The 19,899-nt window shown below is 64.1% G+C and carries 16 protein-coding genes; 10 read left to right on the top strand and 6 right to left on the bottom strand.

What is annotated here, in order from left to right:
* Positions 1 to 759: 759 nt before the first annotated feature.
* The 3 genes from GY937_29410 to GY937_29400 all read right to left on the bottom strand — a co-directional run bounded on the left by GY937_29410 (position 760) and on the right by GY937_29400 (position 4,394).
* Positions 760 to 984 (bottom strand): hypothetical protein, encoded by a 225-nt coding sequence (locus GY937_29410; protein MCP5060833.1) that lies wholly within the window; start codon positions 982 to 984, stop codon positions 760 to 762.
* Between the two features lie 297 nt (positions 985 to 1,281).
* Positions 1,282 to 2,889: a hypothetical protein gene (locus GY937_29405; protein ID MCP5060832.1), complete on the bottom strand. Its 1,608-nt coding sequence runs from the start codon at positions 2,887 to 2,889 to the stop codon at positions 1,282 to 1,284.
* An 11-nt stretch (positions 2,890 to 2,900) separates the two neighbouring features.
* Positions 2,901 to 4,394, bottom strand: a complete 1,494-nt coding sequence (locus GY937_29400; protein ID MCP5060831.1) for a DEAD/DEAH box helicase — start codon at positions 4,392 to 4,394, stop codon at positions 2,901 to 2,903.
* A 97-nt stretch (positions 4,395 to 4,491) separates the two neighbouring features.
* Between GY937_29400 and gatC the strand changes: the two genes are divergently transcribed.
* The 8 genes from gatC (at position 4,492) to GY937_29360 (ending at position 14,353) form a co-directional block, all read left to right on the top strand.
* Positions 4,492 to 4,797, top strand: coding sequence for an Asp-tRNA(Asn)/Glu-tRNA(Gln) amidotransferase subunit GatC (gene gatC, locus GY937_29395; protein ID MCP5060830.1), 306 nt, complete (start codon positions 4,492 to 4,494; stop codon positions 4,795 to 4,797).
* A gap of 2 nt (positions 4,798 to 4,799) precedes the next feature.
* Positions 4,800 to 6,266: an Asp-tRNA(Asn)/Glu-tRNA(Gln) amidotransferase subunit GatA gene (gene gatA, locus GY937_29390; GenBank protein ID MCP5060829.1), complete on the top strand. Its 1,467-nt coding sequence runs from the start codon at positions 4,800 to 4,802 to the stop codon at positions 6,264 to 6,266.
* Entirely contained in the window at positions 6,263 to 7,753 is a 1,491-nt protein-coding gene (gene gatB / locus GY937_29385) for an Asp-tRNA(Asn)/Glu-tRNA(Gln) amidotransferase subunit GatB (GenBank protein MCP5060828.1), read from the top strand. The genes gatA and gatB overlap by 4 nt, the downstream gene beginning before the upstream one ends.
* Positions 7,753 to 9,915: an AsmA family protein gene (locus tag GY937_29380; GenBank protein MCP5060827.1), complete on the top strand. Its 2,163-nt coding sequence runs from the start codon at positions 7,753 to 7,755 to the stop codon at positions 9,913 to 9,915. The genes gatB and GY937_29380 overlap by 1 nt, the downstream gene beginning before the upstream one ends.
* Entirely contained in the window at positions 9,912 to 10,991 is a 1,080-nt protein-coding gene (gene mtnA, locus GY937_29375) for an S-methyl-5-thioribose-1-phosphate isomerase (GenBank protein MCP5060826.1), read from the top strand. The genes GY937_29380 and mtnA overlap by 4 nt, the downstream gene beginning before the upstream one ends.
* Positions 10,992 to 11,057: 66 nt before the next feature.
* Complete coding sequence (locus GY937_29370; protein ID MCP5060825.1) at positions 11,058 to 12,962, top strand: response regulator; 1,905 nt, start codon at positions 11,058 to 11,060, stop codon at positions 12,960 to 12,962.
* 33 nt (positions 12,963 to 12,995) lie between these two features.
* Positions 12,996 to 13,922 carry a branched-chain amino acid transaminase gene (locus GY937_29365; GenBank protein ID MCP5060824.1) on the top strand — a complete coding sequence of 309 codons (927 nt, stop codon included), beginning with the start codon at positions 12,996 to 12,998 and terminating at the stop codon, positions 13,920 to 13,922.
* Between the two features lie 2 nt (positions 13,923 to 13,924).
* The gene (locus tag GY937_29360) at positions 13,925 to 14,353 is read left to right on the top strand and encodes an HIT family protein (protein ID MCP5060823.1); all 429 of its coding nucleotides are present in this window, start codon (positions 13,925 to 13,927) and stop codon (positions 14,351 to 14,353) included.
* A 62-nt stretch (positions 14,354 to 14,415) separates the two neighbouring features.
* Here GY937_29360 and GY937_29355 read toward each other — a convergent pair whose 3' ends face one another.
* The 3 genes from GY937_29355 to GY937_29345 all read right to left on the bottom strand — a co-directional run bounded on the left by GY937_29355 (position 14,416) and on the right by GY937_29345 (position 16,441).
* Positions 14,416 to 14,808 carry a nitroreductase family deazaflavin-dependent oxidoreductase gene (locus GY937_29355; protein ID MCP5060822.1) on the bottom strand — a complete coding sequence of 131 codons (393 nt, stop codon included), beginning with the start codon at positions 14,806 to 14,808 and terminating at the stop codon, positions 14,416 to 14,418.
* A gap of 113 nt (positions 14,809 to 14,921) precedes the next feature.
* Positions 14,922 to 15,725 carry a hypothetical protein gene (locus GY937_29350; protein ID MCP5060821.1) on the bottom strand — a complete coding sequence of 268 codons (804 nt, stop codon included), beginning with the start codon at positions 15,723 to 15,725 and terminating at the stop codon, positions 14,922 to 14,924.
* Positions 15,722 to 16,441 (bottom strand): ABC transporter ATP-binding protein, encoded by a 720-nt coding sequence (locus GY937_29345; protein MCP5060820.1) that lies wholly within the window; start codon positions 16,439 to 16,441, stop codon positions 15,722 to 15,724. The genes GY937_29350 and GY937_29345 overlap by 4 nt, the downstream gene beginning before the upstream one ends.
* A gap of 218 nt (positions 16,442 to 16,659) precedes the next feature.
* Between GY937_29345 and GY937_29340 the strand changes: the two genes are divergently transcribed.
* Positions 16,660 to 19,068, top strand: a complete 2,409-nt coding sequence (locus tag GY937_29340) for a HAMP domain-containing histidine kinase (protein MCP5060819.1) — start codon at positions 16,660 to 16,662, stop codon at positions 19,066 to 19,068.
* Positions 19,065 to 19,898, top strand: coding sequence for an outer membrane lipoprotein-sorting protein (locus GY937_29335; GenBank protein MCP5060818.1), 834 nt, complete (start codon positions 19,065 to 19,067; stop codon positions 19,896 to 19,898). The genes GY937_29340 and GY937_29335 overlap by 4 nt, the downstream gene beginning before the upstream one ends.
* The last annotated feature ends 1 nt before the right edge of the window (position 19,899 follow it).

Raw genomic sequence — 19,899 nt, 5'->3', positions numbered from 1 at the left:
GATCCTCGGGAAGCCAATCCCGAAGCGAGGGCGGCAGGAGAAGCGACTGGTCCGGCTCGTAGCGTCGAAAGTCTCGCGGCATGGCTCACTCTAGCGAGACTCACCCCTCAATGGCCCTCTGCCGCGCAGACTCCTAGAGAAACCCGAGCATGCGATTCAACACCCCGCTGGAGATACGCGACACGTATCCAATAAGCTGCGGCCAGGATGGGAAGGCCAAGGTACGCCTCCGGCACGCCAGCCAAAGACAACGCCAGATAGACCGAGTTGCTCGAGCAAATGCCCAACACCAAGCCGGCGGTGGCCAACTCGAGAGCGTGGAGGCGCCAGCCGATCAATCTGATGATTGCAGCGCCTGGAACGAAGAACAGGAAGAAGATTCCGACTACATAGAGACAGCGATCCGTGATGGAGACAGGGGATGCAGCGCCAAGCCAAGGCAGCAACCCAACGACCAGCACAACGGCGACCGAGAAAGGGATAGGCCTTGAAGATCGGAGAGTTCGAAGACTGGCCATCGTTCTACTTGTACTTGGAATTCCTCTAACGGGATCCGAGCGCACTCGGCACAATGGTGCGATGCGATACAGCACGGGCCCGACCCGCGGATAGGCTACCTCGGGTGCACCAGGTCCGCCTACGGCCGGAGGTCCCCTGGGGAGTTAGGCCATCGTTCTCGCTTTCGATGTTTTCGTTGTTTGCGATCGTGTCGAAGACCGGGGCGCCGCGGTGGCGGGTGAGAGAACGGTAGTAGGCGAGTCACCTGGTCGCTGCTTCTGGCGTCGTGGTCCTTAGTTCGAGCCGGATGTCGCATGTGTTGATGACGACGTACGCGTCGAGGGAGAAGACTTCGTCGAAGGCCTCCAGGATCGGTTCGGAAACGGCGCCTAGTGAGCTACCGGAGTGGCCGAACTCCTTCAGGGATGCATTGAGAAGGGCGCCTCCGGAGAGCGTCATTCCGTCTGCTGGAAGGGGTGCCTGCAATTTCGCGTCGACTCCTTCCTCAGTGAGGTTCGGGAAGACCCGCCCGAGCAGCCAACTGGCGAGCCCGTAGCCGACCTGTTCCGACCCCCAACAGGGCGGTTCTGGGGTCGACCAGGTCAGCAGTTGCCCAGATCGTACCGAAATCGCAGTCGGGGATGCGACCCTCGATGCTCAGCAGTCACGCCTTTCTTTCCAACTACAGGCCCAATGCTTGACTGCGGTCACGATCGCATAACATTTGGAGGAAGGCGACGGATCGAACGACTCCGCCGAACCTTCGAAGGGGGCTGTTTCTTGTCACCGACCGACTGACGACTCGATCGGATAGGCTGACAAGTCAACTGTGAACTCCGTCCCCGCAGGTTGACTTGTTGAGACAGCCTCGATGTGGATGGGGCCGTTGGCGGGGTCGGCATCGATGCGGGCGAAGTAGGCGCCCCATCTTTCGATGGGGACGGACTTGCCGGCCTGGGTGGCGGCGAGGCTTGCGAAGGGGGCGTTTCGGTCAGCGGCTGCGATGATTGGACGTTCGCCGCTTTGGGCGGGCTCGGTGAGCACGAGAACGGACTCGCCGGTCGGCTTCCAGGCGCTATGTAGCCGGCCGCTTCGGGCGTACCAGAGGCGGTAGCCGCGAGGGTGGAGGCTGCTCGGAAGGAGCCAGCGGAAGCCCGAGAGTGCGCCGGTGGTGATGTGCTCGGTAGCGCCAGCCCTTGCGCGGCCGTTGAAGTGGGTGTGACCGCTCAGCACGTAGGCCACATCGTGTTTGGCGAACAGGCCCTCGTCGGACGCGAGTTGGTCTTCGTCGTCGAATGGCCACTCAGGGTCGAGCAGGAAGGGCTCGTGGTTGAGGACGACCTGGGTTCGCCCGGAGTGGAGAGCGAGATCGTCGTCGAGCCAGCTTCGCACTTCGTCGCGCATGCTTCCGAACGCCCAGGCCTGGTCGTTCAGGAAGGTGGCCTCGGGGCGATGCGTGTCGAGCGCCACGAAGTGAAAGCCGCCCCAATCCCAGCTGAATTGGGTAGGTCCTTTGAGGCACCGCCAAAGCCCGGTTCCGAAGTCCGGGTGGGTCGGCGAAACGTCATCGTTCTGGCTTCCGACGATCTCGTTGTTTCCGATCGTATCGAAGACCGGGACACCGCGGTCGCGGGTGAGCGAGTGGTAGTAGGCGAACCACCGGGCGGCTGCTTCCGGTGTTGCATTGTTGCTTTCGAGCAGGAGATCGCCGGTGTTGATGACGAAGCTCGGGTCGAGGGCGAAGACTTCGTCGAAGGCAGAACGGATCGGATCGGCAACCGCCCCCAACGAACTATCGGGTCGACCAAACTCCTTCAAGAACGCCTGAAGCAGGGCACCTCCTGAAAGGGTCGAGTCACCGCCCGGAAGTGCCGCGCGCAGCTCCGCGTCGACTTCATCCTCGGCGAGGCCCGGGAAGAATCGCCCGAGCAGCCACCGCCCGAGTCCATAGCCGACGCGATCCGGCATCCACCACGGTGGTTCCGGGATCGACCAGGTCAGCAGATCCTCGGCATTCTCGTAGACGTGGGCATCGGAGATCTGGATGAAGAAGAACTCGTCTTCTGTTTCCGTGCTGGGCTGGAGAGCGAAGTCGCCTCCGCCCTCGCGGTACCAGGTCTCGGTCGAGAACGATTCCCGCCGCGTCAGGGCAACGAACTGACCTCTGGCGGGGAGGGAGTAGCGACCGGTCGTATCGGTCTGGACCACGTCGCGCCCGTTGCTGACACCCATCCCGGCGATGCCGGGCTCCCCGGGCCCTTGTCGACCATCGCGGTCGAGGTCTTCGAAGACGACGCCACGCCATTCCGCTGCGTTCGCGCCAACCGCGACCGCGAGGAGAAGCAACGCGCGCGGAATCCAACGCACGAGTGGGCGTTCAGATCGCTTCACCCGTCGCCCACTCAGCGGCGTCGGCCGCCTCCGCGGCGTCCGCCGCCACCACCACCGCCCCCGCGACCTCGTCCGCCGCCGCCGCCGCCGCCGCTGCGGCGTCGGCCCCGCGGGCGATCGTCGGCCGGCGGTTCGCCGGCGGATGCGTCGGCCGCCTCCGGAGGGTCGTCGTGGACGCCCGTGTCCGGCTTGTGCTCCTGCAGATAGGATCCACAGATCGCTGCAAGCTCCCGCAGGCCCTCCTCGGTGCTGGTCATGCTCTTGACCAACGGCACCAGACGCTCGATGTGGAACGCTCGATCGCGAGGCGAGAGGTGACGGATCTCGTGTTCCACCTTGTTCGCCAGGCGCTCGCGAACCCGCTCGAGCAGATCGGCCTCGGTCGGCAGGGGCCGTTCCAGCACCTCGATGCGATTCACCTTCTGGAGATTCCGGAAGCTGCCCACATCAAGGCCAGAAATCAGGGACAGGGCGGTTCCGGCCTTGCCAGCGCGCCCGGTCCGCCCCGTCCGGTGGACGTAGACTTCCGCGGAGTCGGGTGCCGTGTAGCTGATCACGTGGGAGAGATCGCTGATATCGATCCCCCGGGCCGCTACATCGGTAGCGACGAGGAATCGCAGGGTGCCCGCCTTGATGCGGGCCATGGCCTTTTCGCGAGCCACCTGGGTGAGATCGCCTGAGATCTGGTCGGCGTCGAAACCATGGCGCTGCAGGTAGGAGGTCACGAACCGGACATCATCCTTGGTGTTGCAGAAGATGATGGCGCTATCCGGATCTTCGTATTCGAGGATGCGCCGCAGGTTCGCTTCCTTCTCTTGGGCCGTCGTCAGGTAGAAGAAGTGGTCGATCTCCGACGGACTGCTGTGACCTTCGACGAGCGAGATGAACTCGGGCTCATGAAGGAAGGCCCGCGAGAGGGCGAGCACCTTCTCGGGCATCGTCGCGGAGAAGAGACACGATTGGCGTTTCTCGGGCAGGTAGCTGCGGATCTCTTTCATGTCGGGCCAGAAGCCCAGGGAGAGCAGCTCGTCTGCTTCGTCGAAAACGACCATCTTGACGTTGTCGAACGACATCCGACCCGCGCCAAGGTGATCCAGGATGCGGCCCGGCGTTCCCACGATCACATGGACGCCTTCTTCCAGCGCCTCGACCTGGGGCCCGTAGGCCGTTCCGCCGTAGACGGGCAGGCAGCGCAAGCCGCGGTGCTCGCCGAGCGCGATCAGCTCCTTGCTGATCTGGCTTGCCAGCTCCCGCGTGGGCGCCAGCACGAGGGCCTGGGGCGCGGCCAGCTCCGGATCCACATCCGCGGCGATCGGGATGCCGAAGGCGCCAGTCTTCCCGCTGCCGGTGCGGGCCTGGACGATCAGATCGCCTCCGCGCCGCATCACCGGAATGGACTGGGCCTGGACCGGCATGGGATCCTTCCAGCCCAGGTCGGCAATGCCCCGGCGGATGTCCTCGGGCAGGTCGTTGAAGAGGTCGTCGTTTTCTTCGGTGTCAGTCAAGATCGCAGCACGGTACCGGATTCCCCCCCGAGACGCCCCGAAGGGCCGGTTCAGCTTCATCTGCGGGCCACCCGGAGGTCGTTAGAATCTCCTCTCCATGTCCCGAATCGCCCCTGAAGACGCCAAGCGGGTCGCCGAACTGGCGCGCCTGCGCCTGGACGATGCCGAGCTTCCGGCCATGACCGCTCATCTCGAGCGGATCCTCGAGTACGTGGATCTGCTCATGGAGGTCGAAACCGACGGGATCGAACCCACGGCCCACGCGATTCCCCTCGCGACGCCTACCCGAAGCGACGAACCCGCCGGGGAGTTCACACCCGAGCAGGCAGTCGCGAATGCGCCGGACGCGGACGGCACGGCGTTCTGCGTCCCGAAGGTGCTCGACGACGAGGCGGCGAGCTGAGCATGACGGAACGCTTTGGGAGTGTCAGCGAACTGCGATCCGCACTGGACGCCGAGCAGACGAGTAGCCGCGAACTCATCGAGCGCTCCCTCCAGCGTGCGTCCGGGGTGGGTGAGCGCCTCTCGGTCTTCGTCGATCTCCAGAACGATCAGGCCGTCGCAGCAGCCGATGCTGCGGACGCCCGACGAGCTGCTGGCGAGACCCGTTCCCCACTGGACGGCATCCCGCTCGTGATCAAGGACAACATCGTTCAGCAGGGCGAACGGGCCGGTTGCGCTTCGCGCATTCTCGAGGGCTACGTCTCGCCCTTCGATTCCACCGTCGTGGCGAAGCTGCGTGCGGCCGGCGCCGTGGTGATCGGACGAGCCAACATGGACGAGTTCGCCATGGGTTCTTCCACGGAGAACTCCGCCTACGGTCCGAGCCGCAACCCCTGGGATCTGGAGCGCTCGCCTGGCGGTTCGTCCGGCGGCTCGACTGCGGCCGTGGCGGCAGACATCGTGCCGCTTGCGCTCGGCAGCGATACCGGTGGCTCGATCCGCCAACCCGCGGCTTTCTGCGGGGTCGTCGGCATGAAACCCACCTACGGAAGGGTCTCCCGCTACGGGTTGGTGGCCTTCGCTTCCTCTCTCGACCAGATCGGCCCGCTCGGACGCAGCGCGGCGGATTGCGCGACGTTGCTCGATGTAATCAGCGGCCACGATCCCAAGGATTCGACATCGCTCCCGGAGCCCGCACTGACGACGGCGTCGGCGCTCACGGGCGACGTGTCCGGATTGACGATCGGCCTCCCACGGGAATATTTCGAAACCGAGGGGGCCGACCCGGCTCTGCTCGAAAAGGTGCGCGTGGCTGCCGGGATGCTCGAGGCCCAGGGCGCCAAGCTCGTGGAGGTCGATCTCCCGCACGCCCGCTATGCCGTGGCTGCCTACTATCTGATCGCGACAGCCGAGGCTTCGAGCAATCTCGCTCGCTTCGACGGTGTTCGCTACGGCCGCCGAGCTGAAGGGGCCGCCAACCTGAAGGAGCTCTACGAGCGCACTCGCTCCGAAGGCTTCGGCGCCGAGGTGAAACGCCGGATCCTGCTCGGAACCTACGTGCTCTCTGCCGGCTACTACGAGGCCTACTATCGGAAGGCCCAGAAGATCCGCACGCTTCTGCGCCAGGATTTCGATGCGGCGTTCGCCGGCTGCGACGTGTTGCTGACGCCGACGACCCCGGAAACGGCCTTCCGGCTCGGTGACAAGACCGAGGATCCGCTCACGATGTATCTCTCGGATATCTACACGGTTTCGGCGAACCTGGCGGGTCTGCCTGGCGTCTCTCTTCCGTGCGGTCTGGTGGAGGGGCTCCCAGTGGGGCTTCAGGTGCTGGGGCGCCCCATGGAGGACGCGGCTGTGCTGCGGGTCGCAGATGCCTACCAACGCCTGACGGACCACCATCTGGCGCGGCCTGAGGATCTGGCGTGAGCGCACATCCCGACTACGAGGTGGTGATCGGTCTCGAGGTTCATGTGCAGCTGCGCACGCGCAGCAAGCTCTTCTCCACCGCCGGGGTCTCCTATGGCGATGAGCCCAACCAGCACACGACGCCCGTCTGTCTTGCGCTCCCGGGAGCCCTTCCTGTCCTCAATGCCGAAGCGGTCGAGCTGGCCATCCGGGCTGGGGTCGCCACGAATTGCACGATCCACCCGACCTCGATCTTCGCGCGCAAGAACTACTTCTACCCGGACCTGCCCAAGGGCTACCAGATCTCGCAATTCGAGGAGCCTCTTTGCACCGACGGGTGGCTCGAGATCGAGACGGACTCGGGTGGCCCGAAACGAATCCAGCTGACCCGGATCCACATGGAAGAGGACGCCGGGAAATCCCTCCACGATGGCCCCACCGATCGGAGCCGAATCGATCTGAACCGGGCCGGGGTGCCGTTGGTCGAGATCGTTTCCGAACCCGACTTGCGTTCGGCGGAAGAAGCGACCGCCTATCTGAGGAAGCTCCACGCGATCCTCCGCACGACCGGTGTTTCGGACGCGGATATGGAGAAGGGACAATTTCGTTGCGACGCGAACGTTTCGCTCCGCAAGCATGGAGAGGCTGAACTCGGCACCCGCCGGGAGATCAAGAACGTGAACTCCTTCCGCTTCGTGGAGGCAGCGATCGAGGCCGAGGTCGACTATCAAGCTGATCTCATCGATGCAGGCGGCGAGGTGCGGCAGGCCACTGTGGGCTACGACGCGGAGAGTGATCGACTCTTCTTGATGCGGTTGAAGGAGAACGCGGACGACTACCGCTACTTCCCGGATCCGGATCTGATTCCGCTGGTGATCTCGCAAGAGCGCATCGATGCGATTCGCGCGGCGCTTCCGGAGCTTCCCGATGCTCGCCGGCACCGCTTCGAGGAAGCGCACGGGTTGGCCGCGGCCGATGCTGCCAAGCTGGTAGGCGCTGGCGCCCTGGCGGACTTCTTCGAGGCGGCCGTCGCGGCGGGTGCGGAGCCCAAGGCCGCCGCGAACTGGCTCACGCGGGATGTGCTGGCGTGGCTGAATGAGCAGGAGCGCGAACCAGGGGACGCGGTTCCTGGCCCGGAGGGCTTCCGTCTTGATCCGGAGGGCCCCAGTTTCAATGCAGAGGGCTTCGCGGGCTTGCTCGGCCTCGTCGACGCGGGTCGGCTCACGACCAAGAGCGCCCGTGATCTGCTGCCGGATCTGCTCGCCGAAGGAGGGGACCCCGAGCGGCTGATGCAGGAGCGCGGTCTGGAAGCGGTCTCCGATTCGGGCGCTCTCGAGGCGCTGGCGGATGACGTGCTTGCCTCGCAACCGAAGGCGATTGCCTCCTTCAAGGAGGGGGACAAGAAGGCGGTCAACTTCCTGATGGGCCAGGTGATGAAACAGAGCCAGGGCAAGGCCGACCCGGCCCAGATCCGACAAATCCTCATCGCCAAGCTCGAGGCCCTGTGATGCGTGTACTCCGAATCGTGTTGATTGCCCTGGTTGCCCTTTTCGTGGTTGCCCTCGGGGCCGTCGCCATCTTTCTTCCCCGAATTGCGGACCGTCCGGAGGTACGTGAGCGAATCGTCAGTGAAGCCCGCGCGGCAACCGGACGAGAGCTTTCCTACGAGGGCATCGGGGTTGGTCTCCTGCCCCCGCGTCTAGAGATGCGCGCGCCGGTTCTCGCGGGAGAAGAAGGCGACGCGCCGATCTCGGCGGACCGGATCGGACTTCGTATCGCATGGCTTCCACTACTCGCCCGGAAGCTCGTGATCGAAAGCGTCGACGTCGAAGGCCCGACGCTCATCCTGCTGCGCACCGCGGATGGCTTCGTACTTCCCTTCTCGCCTCCCGAAGAAGAAGAGGAAGCTCCCGAGCCGCGTGGCCCGCGGGAAGAAGAACCGGAGAGCGAGGGGTTCGACCTGTTGTTGCGTGGCATTCGGATTTCCGACGCCACGCTCACGATCGAGGATCGAATGCTCGAGCCTGCCGCGAGCCTGGTCGTTCACGATCTGTCCGCCACGCTCCAGGGAGCCTCGTTGAGCACCGCTGTGGATTTCGACCTGGCCGCCAAATTGGCCGAGACCGGGCGTCTGGCCATCCAGGGGCATCGGGCCTCTGGCGGCGATCTACAGCTGAGTCTCCAGTTGGCCGCTCTCTCGCTCGCCTCCTTGGAGCCGTGGATCGGCGATGACGATCTCGTTGGCAATCTCGAACTCGACGTGACGGCTGAGATGCAACGCGATGTCTTCGACAGCCTCGATGTGAAGGCGCGGCTCACGGACGCGACACTCGAGTTTGGAGATGTGGTCGTGACGGGAGTCCTGCCGGTGGTGGCGAGTCTTGCGGGACCGGCGGATCGCCTGGCGGGGCCCGTGGATCTGGATCTCGCCGATGTCGAGCTCTCCATCGACGAAACGTTTCGCAAGCCTCGTGGCATGCCTGGCCGCCTGGCCGGCCGGCTCATCCAGGAGGGCGATGCACGCACGCTCCAAGAGCTCGTGATCGAACTCCACAATCTGAAAGCGACCGGAAGAGCGAGTCTGGGAGAGCGCAGGGAGATCAAGCTGGATGCAGAAGCCTTCAGCCTGGCCGGTTGGGAGGAGCTGCTTCCGGCGCTGGGCGATCAACCGCTACCGGGAACGCTGCAACTCGACGGCCTCGAACTCGGCCTGGGCCCGCTCTCCGTGCAGGGAAGCTTCCTCGTCGCGGGTTTCGAGTATCCGCTCGAAGATGGCCAACTGCTCACCCTGAACGGTCGTTTCCGCGGCACCGGCGACGCGATCGAAGGCGAGGGACTCGATCTACGCGTGGCCGAGCAGCCCTTCCAGCTGGCGCTCCGCATTCATGATCTCGCTGGAGAGCCGATGTTCGCAGGACGCCTGGATGCCGATGATGCAGATAGCCAGCTGTTGCTGGCTGCGCTCGCCGGCAAGGAGGACACCTTGTCCGGACCGCTTCGGCTGCGCAGCGAGTGGTCAGGCGCGCTCACGGGTGAGGACGAGTTGCTCGAGAGGGTGAAGGGCAAGCTGCGCTTCGATATCGCACCGGGTCGGATGAAGGGAGTGTCCTTTCTGGAGAAGACCTTCAAGGGGCTGCGTGAAACGGGAGGTGCGGTGGTCGCCATCGGTCGGCTGGCCGCGGGCGAGAAGGCGGACAAGTACTACGGCGACGAGTTCAAGCGGCTCGGTGGCACCCTGGACATCCAGAAGGGCATCGCAAGTACGCGAGATCTGCGTCTCGACTACCTGGACTATCGTGTCGATCTGCGGGGGAACGTCGGTGTCGTGAGCCGCAAGCTCGATCTCACGGGCAAACTCACGATCTTCGAAGAACTCGATGAAGCCCTGGCTCCGACCGAAGGGGAGGAGCCCAAGGCGCCACGCGAGAGGGTGATCCCTCTGGCCGCGGTGAAAGGGACGATCGACGATCCGAAGGTGACCGTCACCGCCGAGGCGACTCGTGCTTTCGGTGCGGCCTACGTCGCGGACGATCGGCGCCGGAAGAAGTGGGAACGCAAGATCGACGAGCGGCTCGGCGAGGGATCGGGGGAGGACGTGTTGAAGCTATTGGATTCGATCCTGAATGATGAGCCTCTTCCCGAGGAACCCGAGGGCCAGGTGGCTCCGTGACAACGGCGGATTGGTTTACCGTCCGTTGGGAAGACGACGCAGTGGCCTTGCTCGACCAGCGGCTTCTCCCCGTTGAAGAGCGCTACCTCCATCTTCGCGATGTCGAGGCCGTCGCGGTGGCGATCGAAGATCTCGTCGTGCGAGGCGCGCCGGCGATCGGTTGCACGGCAGCTCTCGGGCTGGCACTCGCGGCCCAGCTCAGCGCGGCCGAAACGCCCGAGGCATTGGTGGCCGATGTCGACTGCGCAGCCGAGCGTCTCGCCCGAACCCGCCCGACGGCCGTGAACCTCTTCTGGGCCCTGGATCGCATGCGCGGCTGGCTCGTCGAAGCCGCTGCTACGGGCGCGAACGCAGATACCCTGCGGCGCGACATGCTGGCCGAGGCACGGGCGTTGGTCGATGAAGACATCGAGATCTGTCGATCGTTGGGCGCCGCGGGCGCCTCCTTGGTGCCTGACGGCGCGCGTATCTTGACCCATTGCAATGCGGGAGCGTTGGCGACGGGTGGCTACGGGACTGCCCTGGGTGTCGTCCGGGGCGCGGTCGAGGCCGGCAGGCGGGTCAGCGTTCTAGCGGACGAGACACGTCCCTTCCTTCAAGGTGCGCGGCTCACCGCCTGGGAACTCGATCGTGACCGGATTCCCGTCGAGGTGATCACTGACAACATGGCGGCGTACTTCATGGGCGCAGGCGAAGTCGATCTGGTGATCGTCGGAGCGGATCGGGTCGCGGCAAACGGTGACGTGGCCAACAAGATCGGCACCTATGGCCTGGCACTCCTGGCCCACGCCCACGATCTGCCCTTCTACGTGGCAGCGCCGTGTTCGACGATCGATCCGAACACTCCCAACGGAGAGGCGATCCCGATCGAAGAACGCGGTCGTGAAGAAGTCGCTGAATTCGGCGCGCGGCCCGTCGTGCCGGAGGGCGTCGGAGTCCGGCATCCAGCTTTCGATGTGACGCCTGCCCGGCTCGTCAGCGCCATCGTCACCGAACAGGGGATCGCAAGGGCGCCGTTTGACGCGTCACTTGCCGCTTTGCTGCGTGCGGCCTGCACTCCTGCTGCCGCTTCCTGAACTTCGTAGCGATCTCCCCTCAGCTCGGAGATCGAGTCGGACGATACATGGGGCCGGAGGCTTCCGGTGACCGCGACGATCCTATGTGTCGATGACGACCCCAACTTTCGGCGCATCCTTTCACGAGCGTTCCGCGAACAGGGCTACCAGGTCGAGACGGCCGGTGACGGCGAGACTGCACTCGAGCGCATGCGCACGATGCGCCCCGATCTCGTGACCCTGGATGTGATGCTGCCCCGGAAGGATGGCTTCAGCGTGCTCGAAGAGATCCGTCGGGACGAGGCCTGTCGGCTGCCCGTGGTGATGCTCTCGGGTTGCCGTTTCACGCCCGACTACGAAGCCCGCGCGCGCGATCTGGAAGCCGACGTGGTGCTGACGAAACCCGTTCCCTTGAAGACGCTGCTCGGCGTGGTCGGCCGGCTGGTGCCCGATGGAAAGGCTGCAAGCCAGAATCGTCCCCTCGATCTGTCGGGTACGTTTTCCGATCTGCCGTTCCCGGCGTTGCTTCACCACCTCCACGGCCTTCGCGCCAGCGGCGTATTGCGGCTCCAGGAGGGCGCGAAGAAGAAGCTGGTCCAGCTGCGCGGTGGACGGCCGGTATCCGTGCGTTCCAACATGGTGAAGGAGACGCTCGGCCATCTGTTGGTTGCAAGCGGCACCATCGGCTGGGATGTATTGCATGAGTCCGTCCGGCGTGTGAAACGCGGCGAAGGTCTTCAAGGTCAGATCTTGAAAGCCATGTACATGCTTGACGATGCAGACCTGGCTCTCGCGCTCTACAAGCAATCCGAACAGCGCTTGCTCGAGGTCTTCTCCTGGAGCGCCGGGAGCTTTCGTTTCCAGCAGGGTGCCAAGCTCAAGGGTGAGACGGTCGGTTTGAAACGCTCGGCGGCATCATTGATCCTCGAAGGTGTTCGTGAGCGGGCTTCCCTCGAGCAGATCGACGCTTTCCTGGCCGAGCGCGCCCACCTGCATCCAGTGCCGAGTTCGGCACCGTTTCACGCCTATCAAGACATCGGGACTGAGCCGGCAATCGAAGCCCTGCTCGATGACCTGGATGGCAAGCGCAATCTCGCGGAACTCTCAGGCCTCGCGGAGGCAGAGCGCCGCATCTTGTACGGATTGATCGTGGTCGGGCACGTCGATCTCGAGGTGGCCTCCGCCCAGGGCCGAACGATTTGTTCCCTGCCGCGCGCCGGCCGCGTTGCCAAGGAAAAGGTGCATGTCGTCGACGATCGTGCAGAGGGCCGCAGGGCCCAGCGCGCACGCAAGGAGTTGGCAGAGCTCGCGGAGCGTTTCGAGGGAAAGAGCGAGTACGAGATGTTCGGGGTTCCAAAGGGCTCCGATGACGCCACGATTCGAAAGGCCTTCGCCGAGCTTGCACTGCGCACCCACCCGGATCGATTCAGCGCGGAAGGTGAAGCCGTGCGCGGGCTGGCCGAGCAGGTCTTCGACCAGGTCAATCGGGCCTACAAGGACATCTCTACGGCAGAGGCGCGGAAGCAGACAGCTCAGCGCCAGGAAGAGGAACGCGTTCTGGGTGAGGGTCAGAAGGCCTTGCATGCTGAGCGGCTCTTCCAAAGGGGCATGGGCGCCCTGCGTGGACGCCGTTTCGACGATGCCGTGAAGTATTTCGCCGAAGCCGTCGAGGTCTACCCTGAAGAGGGCGAGTACCATGCCTACTACGGCTATTCCGAGTACCTGGCTGCCCCAGAGGATCCGGCGTCGCTGCGTCGTGCGAAGAAACGGGCCCTGCTTGCAAAGAAGCTGGCTCCGCAGCGAGCGGTGCCCTTCTTGATTCTCGGGCGCCTCTGCAAAGTGGACGGCCGGGCGGATACGGCGGAGCGCTTCTTCACCCGCGCCGTCGAGCTCGACCCGGATTGTGACGAAGCCCTCCAGGAACTTCGGCTGATCAGCCTGCGAAAACAGCGGAAGAAGGGGGTGCTGGGCCGGATCCTCAAGCGGGGTTAGGATCCTCCCTTTCGGCAAGACGCGTGAGGGATCATGGCTGGCAATCGCATCCAAGGAAAGAAGATCTGGCTCGACGGCCAGATGGTGGACTGGGACGACGCCCACGTCCATATCCTGACTCATACCCTCCACTACGGTCTGGGCGTCTTCGAGGGCATTCGGTGCTATCGCACGGATGACGATCGTTCTGCGGTGTTTCGGCTGCCCGAGCACGTGCGGCGCTTGTACGAGTCCGCCCATATCAATTTGATGAAGGTGCCTTTCGACCAGGGCAGGGTCAGCGAGGCGGTTCTTGAATGTCTGCGGGTGAACGAGCTGCCGGAGGGCTACATCCGCCCGCTGGTCTTCATTGGCGAAGGTGCGATGGGCTTGAACCCGGCGGACAATCCCATCCGGGTCGCGATCGTCGTCTGGCCGTGGGGTGCCTACCTGGGCGAAGACGGCATGGAGCGCGGTATCCGCGCGAAGATCTCCACGTTCAGTCGCCACTTCGTGAACTCGAAGATGACCAAGGGGAAGACCTGCGGCGACTACGTCAACTCGATCCTCGCCAAGCGTGAGGCGCTACTCGACGGCTACGACGAGGCCATTCTTCTCGATACCCATGGCCTGGTTTCCGAAGCCAGCGGCGAGAACCTCTTCCTGGTGCGTGGGGGTGTTCTCCATACGCCACCGCAGCATACCATCCTGGAAGGCATCACCCGGGACGCGGTGATCCGACTGGCCAGGGATGAAGGCATCCAGGTCGTGGAAGCCGCGATCACTCGTGATGAACTCTACGTTGCGGACGAGGTCTTTCTTACGGGAACCGCTGCCGAAGTGACTCCCATCCGAGAGATCGATCACCGCCAGATCGGTGAGGGCCACCGCGGACCCGTGGCGAAACTGTTGCAGAAGGCCTTCTTCGATGTGGTTGCCGGGAGAAACCCCAAGTACACCGATTGGTTGACGTTCGTCTAGCCATGTCCGCGGCTACGTCCTGCATCTTCTGTCGGATCGTCGAGGGCGATGCGCCTTGCGACCGCGTCCACGAAGATGAGCTGACCCTCACGTTCATGGATCTCTTCCCCGTCGGTGAGGGGCACGTTCTCGTCGTACCGAAGCGGCATTTCGAGAACATCTTCGAAGCCGACGAGACTTCACTTCTGGCCGTGATGGCGAACTCGCGGCGTATTGCACACGCACTCAAGGCCGCGCTTGCCCCCGATGGCATTGGCGTTCACCAACTCAATGGTGCCGCAGCGGGCCAGACCGTCTTCCACTACCACATGCATCTGATCCCCCGGAACACAGGCGACCCGGTCGCCCTGCACGGACGCACCGAGGGGGATCCTGTGGAGTTGAAGGCGACGGCAGCGCGAATCCGAGCGGCGCTCGAGGGCATTGCCTGACGGAGATCCGTTGGGAAACGGCGCTGGTGTCAGGCGAGCGTGCGGCTACGCGGACGCAGCCATCACTGCGGATCCAGCCGGATGAACTTCCTCGGCGGGAAGCCCGTCAGAATCCGGAACATGATTCCATTGTCATGTTCGATCCCCAGCCGGTCGTGCTCCTCGTCGCTCGCCGGGACGGCACGGTACGCTTGCTTTGGGCCGTCCAGTGTGACGTGCACATCCGGATTCTCGAGGGCCTGCCGGTACCAGCGGCGAGGCCAATGGTTTGCGGCAACGTAGAGTTGGTCACCACTCGTGAGCCGGGCCAGCACCCGTTCGCTCGCGTTTCCGTCCCCATCCAACGTAGAGATGACGAGCGTCTTCTCGTCCGCCGGTTGGAAGAATCCGATCAGGGACTCGAACGCAACGACAAGGCCCACGTACACACAGAGAACAATCGCGATGCGCTTCATTGCCACCTCCTGGGTGCCGCGCCCGTTCCGGGCTGAGCGTCGACCCAGACCCTAGCAGGCGCCACTTGGCAACCACGCCCTCGCCGTCAGGACGGCTCCAATCGGGCGCGGGATCAGGTCGAGATTTCGCGGGAGCGGAAGGCAATGCAAAGTGCCGCGATACCGATGGCATCCCAGCTCAGCAGGCGTGGCCATAGGTCGAAGGGCCCGATCGGAAGCGTGATCTCTTCCATCCAAACGGCGAGGGGAGCGGCCATGGCATGGAGAAGAGGGGGACCGTAGTTGCCGATCCAGGCAAGCCAACCCTCGTGTTCGATCGGGGTCAGCCCGAGGCCCCCGGCGATCGCAATGATTCCGACCACGCCGACGACCAGCAACCAGGTGGCGAGGCGCGGGAGAAAGAGCGATGCGGTCATGGCCAGACTGGCGATCGCGATCGCACCCAGCCCGCATGCTGCCCCAGCGACGGCCGCAGGGCCCATGGGGAGGGCGTTCCGGCTCGCGAACAAGAAGGCGGTGGCGCCTAGCAAGATCAGGCCGGTGAGCGCCACGATTCCAAGCGTGCCGAACAGGCGCGAGAGGGCGAAGACTTCGCGTCGAACGGGGCGGGTCAGGCTCAGCAGAGCTGTTCCGTCTTCGAGGGTCTGGGTCAAGTGATCGGCCGCGAGCACACCGGCGAGGGTGATGATCCACAAACCCAGGATGATGAACGTCACCGCCGCGCTATACCCGGCGAACTGGGCCAGTTCCTGGGCCTGGCCGTTGACCATGACCTCGCCAGCGGCACAACCCGAGCAACTATCGACCACCATCAGGGAGAGAATCGAGAGGACGGCGATCGCCGCGACGATTCGCCGCCGGATCGCGTCGCGTACCGCTTCGATGGAGAGCGGGACGAACCCGTGAAGCACATTCACGATGGGTCTCCCCGCACGAGGCGGACGAAGGCGTCCTCGAGGGTTTCGCCCTCGTGCACGATCTCGGCGGTGGAACCGCTGGCGACGATCCTTCCTTCGTGCAGGATGATCACCCGATCGCAGACCTGCTCCACTTCCGAAAGCACGTGTGAGCTCACGAGGACCGTGCAACCCCGTTCGCGTTCGCGGCTGATCCAATCCCGGGCATCGCGAATGCCCAGGGGGTCGAGGCCCGAGGTCGGTTCATCGAGGAGTAGTAGATCGGGCGCGGCGAGAAAGGCCTGAGCAAACCCGACCCGCTGGCGCAGCCCTTTGGAGAGCCCGACGAGACGATCCTCGGCACGATCCGCCACGCCGACCCGTTGCATGGCTTCTTCTACGTTCTGGTCGCGGTCGCCTCCCGAGAGCCCGGCGAGGGAGGCCTGCAAGGCGAGAAATGTCCGCACCTTCATGCGCCCGGGCAGGATCAGCCGCTCGGGCAGGTAGCCGAGGCCGGTTCGGGCGCTCGCCTCGGTCGGGGACCGATCGCGGAGACGCACTTCGCCGCCACTTGGCCGTGCGAGCCCCAACAGCAGGCGCAGGGCCGTCGTCTTGCCGGCCCCGTTCGGCCCGAGGAGCCCAACCGCGCTGCCTGCTTCGACCGAAAAGCTCACGCCCTCGAGCGCGGTTCGTCCGCCAAAACGTTTCGAAACGGCGTCGAGTTCCAGGGCGGGCATCGGAGCGAGGCTACACGGGGGCAGGCTCTCCGTCAGGGCTGACGTCCTCGTCTGCAATGAGCCCGCCGAGAAGATCGCGCCGGCTCTGCACTGGGACGTTCGGTCGTGTCTCGTTCGGAATACACCGGCCTTCGCTCCCCGGGGGGTAGTTCGGCCCTTGTCCATCGAGATTTGACGATTTCTGACATCTCACCGGGCTCTAGGGTGGCAGAAGGAAGGTGGCGATCGCGACCGTGACGCTCTCACCCAGATTTCGCACGACCCTGTTGTGTCTGACCGCGGTCCTCCCGCCGGTCCTCGTTCTCGTGTTGTCGATTCCTTCCTTGTTTCGATCCGAGAGCCCGGTTTTTCCCTGCCCTCTGTATCCGAATGCGGTGGTTGGAATGGGGGCACCGCTCTACCCGGCATGTTCCCTGGCGTACGGCACCCGCATCGACCGGATCGATACCCCGTATGGTGCGACCGTCATCCAATCGGCCCGGGACGTGCACTCCCTGGTTGCCACGCTGCCACCAGGCCGGATCTCACTCGGGCTGCCTCCGTCTGCCGAGCCGGAGGGCGCCGTCCGATCTTTCCTCGTGAACCCTCTCGAATCTCGGACTCGCTTCGCTGCGGCGATCGTGCTCTGTGGAGTCCTTCTTTCGATCGTGTTGCTCACGGCCGTGCGAGCCAGAGTGCCGGCCGCCATGCCTTTCGCCCTGGTCTACGGGAGTATCGGTGCGTTGATGGCTTCAGCCGTTGCGGGCTGGATGGAAGCGGCCCTCTATCCGGTCGAGTCCGTAGCGCGAGCGGTACTTCCCGCGGCGATCTCAGACCTGGCGATGGTCTTTCCTCGTCAACGAGGAATCGCGGCCAGGGTTCCAGGCATCCGGATCGTGCCCTACTGCTTTTTCGGCCTGCTGTGGATCGCTGAACTCGACGCGACCTTTCGATCTTCCCATTCGACGATGCTTCTCGTTCAGCACATCTTGATGGCGGGAAGCGTGGTCGCCTGGGCACTTCTCTGCCTCTCGTGCACGCTCGCGATTCGAGAGTCGCCTTCGCGGATCGAACGCAGCCAAGCCAGGGTCTTCCTTCAAGGCATCTCGGCACTCGGTGGCGTGGTTGGCCTTCTCTGGCTGGTCGATCGCCCCAGTGGAATGTGGTCGGCCGCAGCCGTCGGAGCCGCACTCTCTCCACTCCCTCCTGGCTACGCAATCGCTCGCTACCACCTATTCGACCTGGACATGGCTCTTCGCCGCGCCGCGGGTCAGATCGTCTATCTGCTCGCAGTCAGCACGGTCCTGTTCATTCCACTGCTATTGCTGCGGGAGAACCTGGTTCTCCCTGCCGAAGTACGCTCCGCTCCAGTCCTGTTGGCACTTGTGTTCGCCTTTGTCTTGCCACTGGATCTACTTCGCTCGACCATTTCCTCGTCGGTCAAAGCCGCTTTTCGGCCACGCGGACCCGAATGGGAGCGGCTGTCGAGCGATCCGGGGTTTGCTTGCATCGCACAGCTCAGGGATCCCGAATCGATCGCAGCCGTCGCCAGCAAGGTTCTCGGCATCGGGTTCCCGGAAGCAGAGAATGCGGTCTTCTGGAAACAGCGTGAAGGGTTTTCGCTGGCGTCCGCGACGGGGCCCGCTGCCTGCACTGATTCCGATCTGGCGGTCGTCGCATCAACGCTCTTCGCAGGGGGGCCAACCGACCTGAATCGCGTCGAGCTGGGCGATGCCGGAGAACTTCTCTTTCAGTCCGGCGTCGAGGTGAGTTGTCCAATCGTCATTCGAGATGACGTCGTAGGCTGGATCCTGATTTCGCCCGCGAAGCGGGGAATGTTCGTTCCTTCGGGCCATCTCGGTTTCCTCGCTTCGATCGCTGCACAGGCGGCATCTGCATTCGAGGCGTCTCGTCTGACAGAGGCCCTGATCGTGGCGGAGCAGCTCGCTGCCTCGGGCCGAATTCACGCAGAACTGGCCCACGAAATCGGGAAGCCGCTCGGGGCACTCGAAGTCACGGCGCGGAAGCTCCGGGAGACCCGCCTGACGAAGGAAGGCCATGCCAGCGCACGGTCCATCGAGAGGTTGGCAGCGCAAATTCGCGGGATCGTCCGCAGCGTGCTCGGCGGTGCGGCCGTTGCATCCGAGGCCGCCCCGGTTCAACTCGGCGACATCGTGGAGCGGGCGCTTCGTGAGATCTCCGAGGTGATGGGGGAAGGGCGTGTCGTGGTGCATCCATTCCCGGCTCTTCATGGGCTTCCGATCGGGTCACACCGACTCGTTCGCGTCCTGGTCAACCTCCTGCACAACGCGATCGAGGCCAGCAAGGAAGGTGACCCGGTCGAACTCCGAGCGTTTGCGACGAATTCCGACCTCGTCCTGGAGATCGAAGACTCCGGATGCGGCATGACTTGCGACCAGCTCCGCATGGCGATGAGGCCGTTCGAGTCCTTTCGGCCCGGAGGCACAGGGCTCGGTCTCGCCATCTCCCAGGAGATCGTGGAGGGGCTCGGCGGGCGGATCCTGCTCGAGTCGGGAGAGGGAAGAGGAACGATGTCGCGCGTGTCGATTCCCAGAGCCGAACTCGTTCGCTCATGCGGGATCCGGAGGGCAACGCCCTTGAAACGAAGAAACGAGACGAGCCCGTGACCCGCTCCAGTGGCCGGTGGTTGCGAGCCCTGACTCTCCTTGCGTCGCTCTTGTTCGCGAACGCAGGCGATGCCACCCGTGAGGATGTCGGTTCACTCTCGTCGGAGCGCATTCTTCGCGAGGCCTTCGAGCACAGATACGGCTGTGATCTCAGCGCTCACGTCGAACTTCTCGTCACCAATGTCGCCGGTGAGCGAATGGAGCGAAGGCTCGATCTGGCCAGCAAGTACATCGATGGACGACTCCACAGCCGGGCGCAGTTCTCCGAACCGCAATATCTCCGAGGCACGGGCCTCTTGATCATCGAGCGAGCAGACCTCTGGAGTGCGGACGAGCAGTTCATCTTCCTTCCGTCGCTCCGACGGGTCCGCCGGATTTCGGGAGCCCAACGGGGGGATGCGTTTCTTGGGACGGATCTGACTTACGAAGATTTCGAACGGCATCGGGTGGAGGACTACGCACTCGCGCCCACGAGACTCTCGTCGACCGCAGGCGAAGACGTGTACGTGATCGAGGCGACGCCGCTGCTCCCGTCACCACGGACCCGGGTGGAATTCCATGTCGCTCGGAGCGACCTCGCGATTCTTCGCATCGAAGATTTCAAGAGCAGCCGAGAGCCCTTCAAGATCATCGAAATTCCACGTGGAGGTCTCCACGTGGACGGCGTGTTTCGCGTGCCCACGCTCATGACCGTCTACAGGCCGGCACGGGGAACCCGAACGGCCGTCCGAATCGAGAGGCTGACCTTGAATCCGTCGCTGGCGGAAGGGCTTTTCTCCAGCGCAGCGCTGGAATCAGGGAGATCCATCCCCATTTCGAACAAGGAGTAGA

The organism is bacterium (assembly GCA_024228115.1).
In the GTDB taxonomy this organism is placed as follows: Bacteria; Myxococcota_A; UBA9160; order UBA9160; family UBA6930.
Note: the sequence above shows the minus strand (reverse complement) of the source record. Positions and strands in the feature narration are given on the sequence as shown.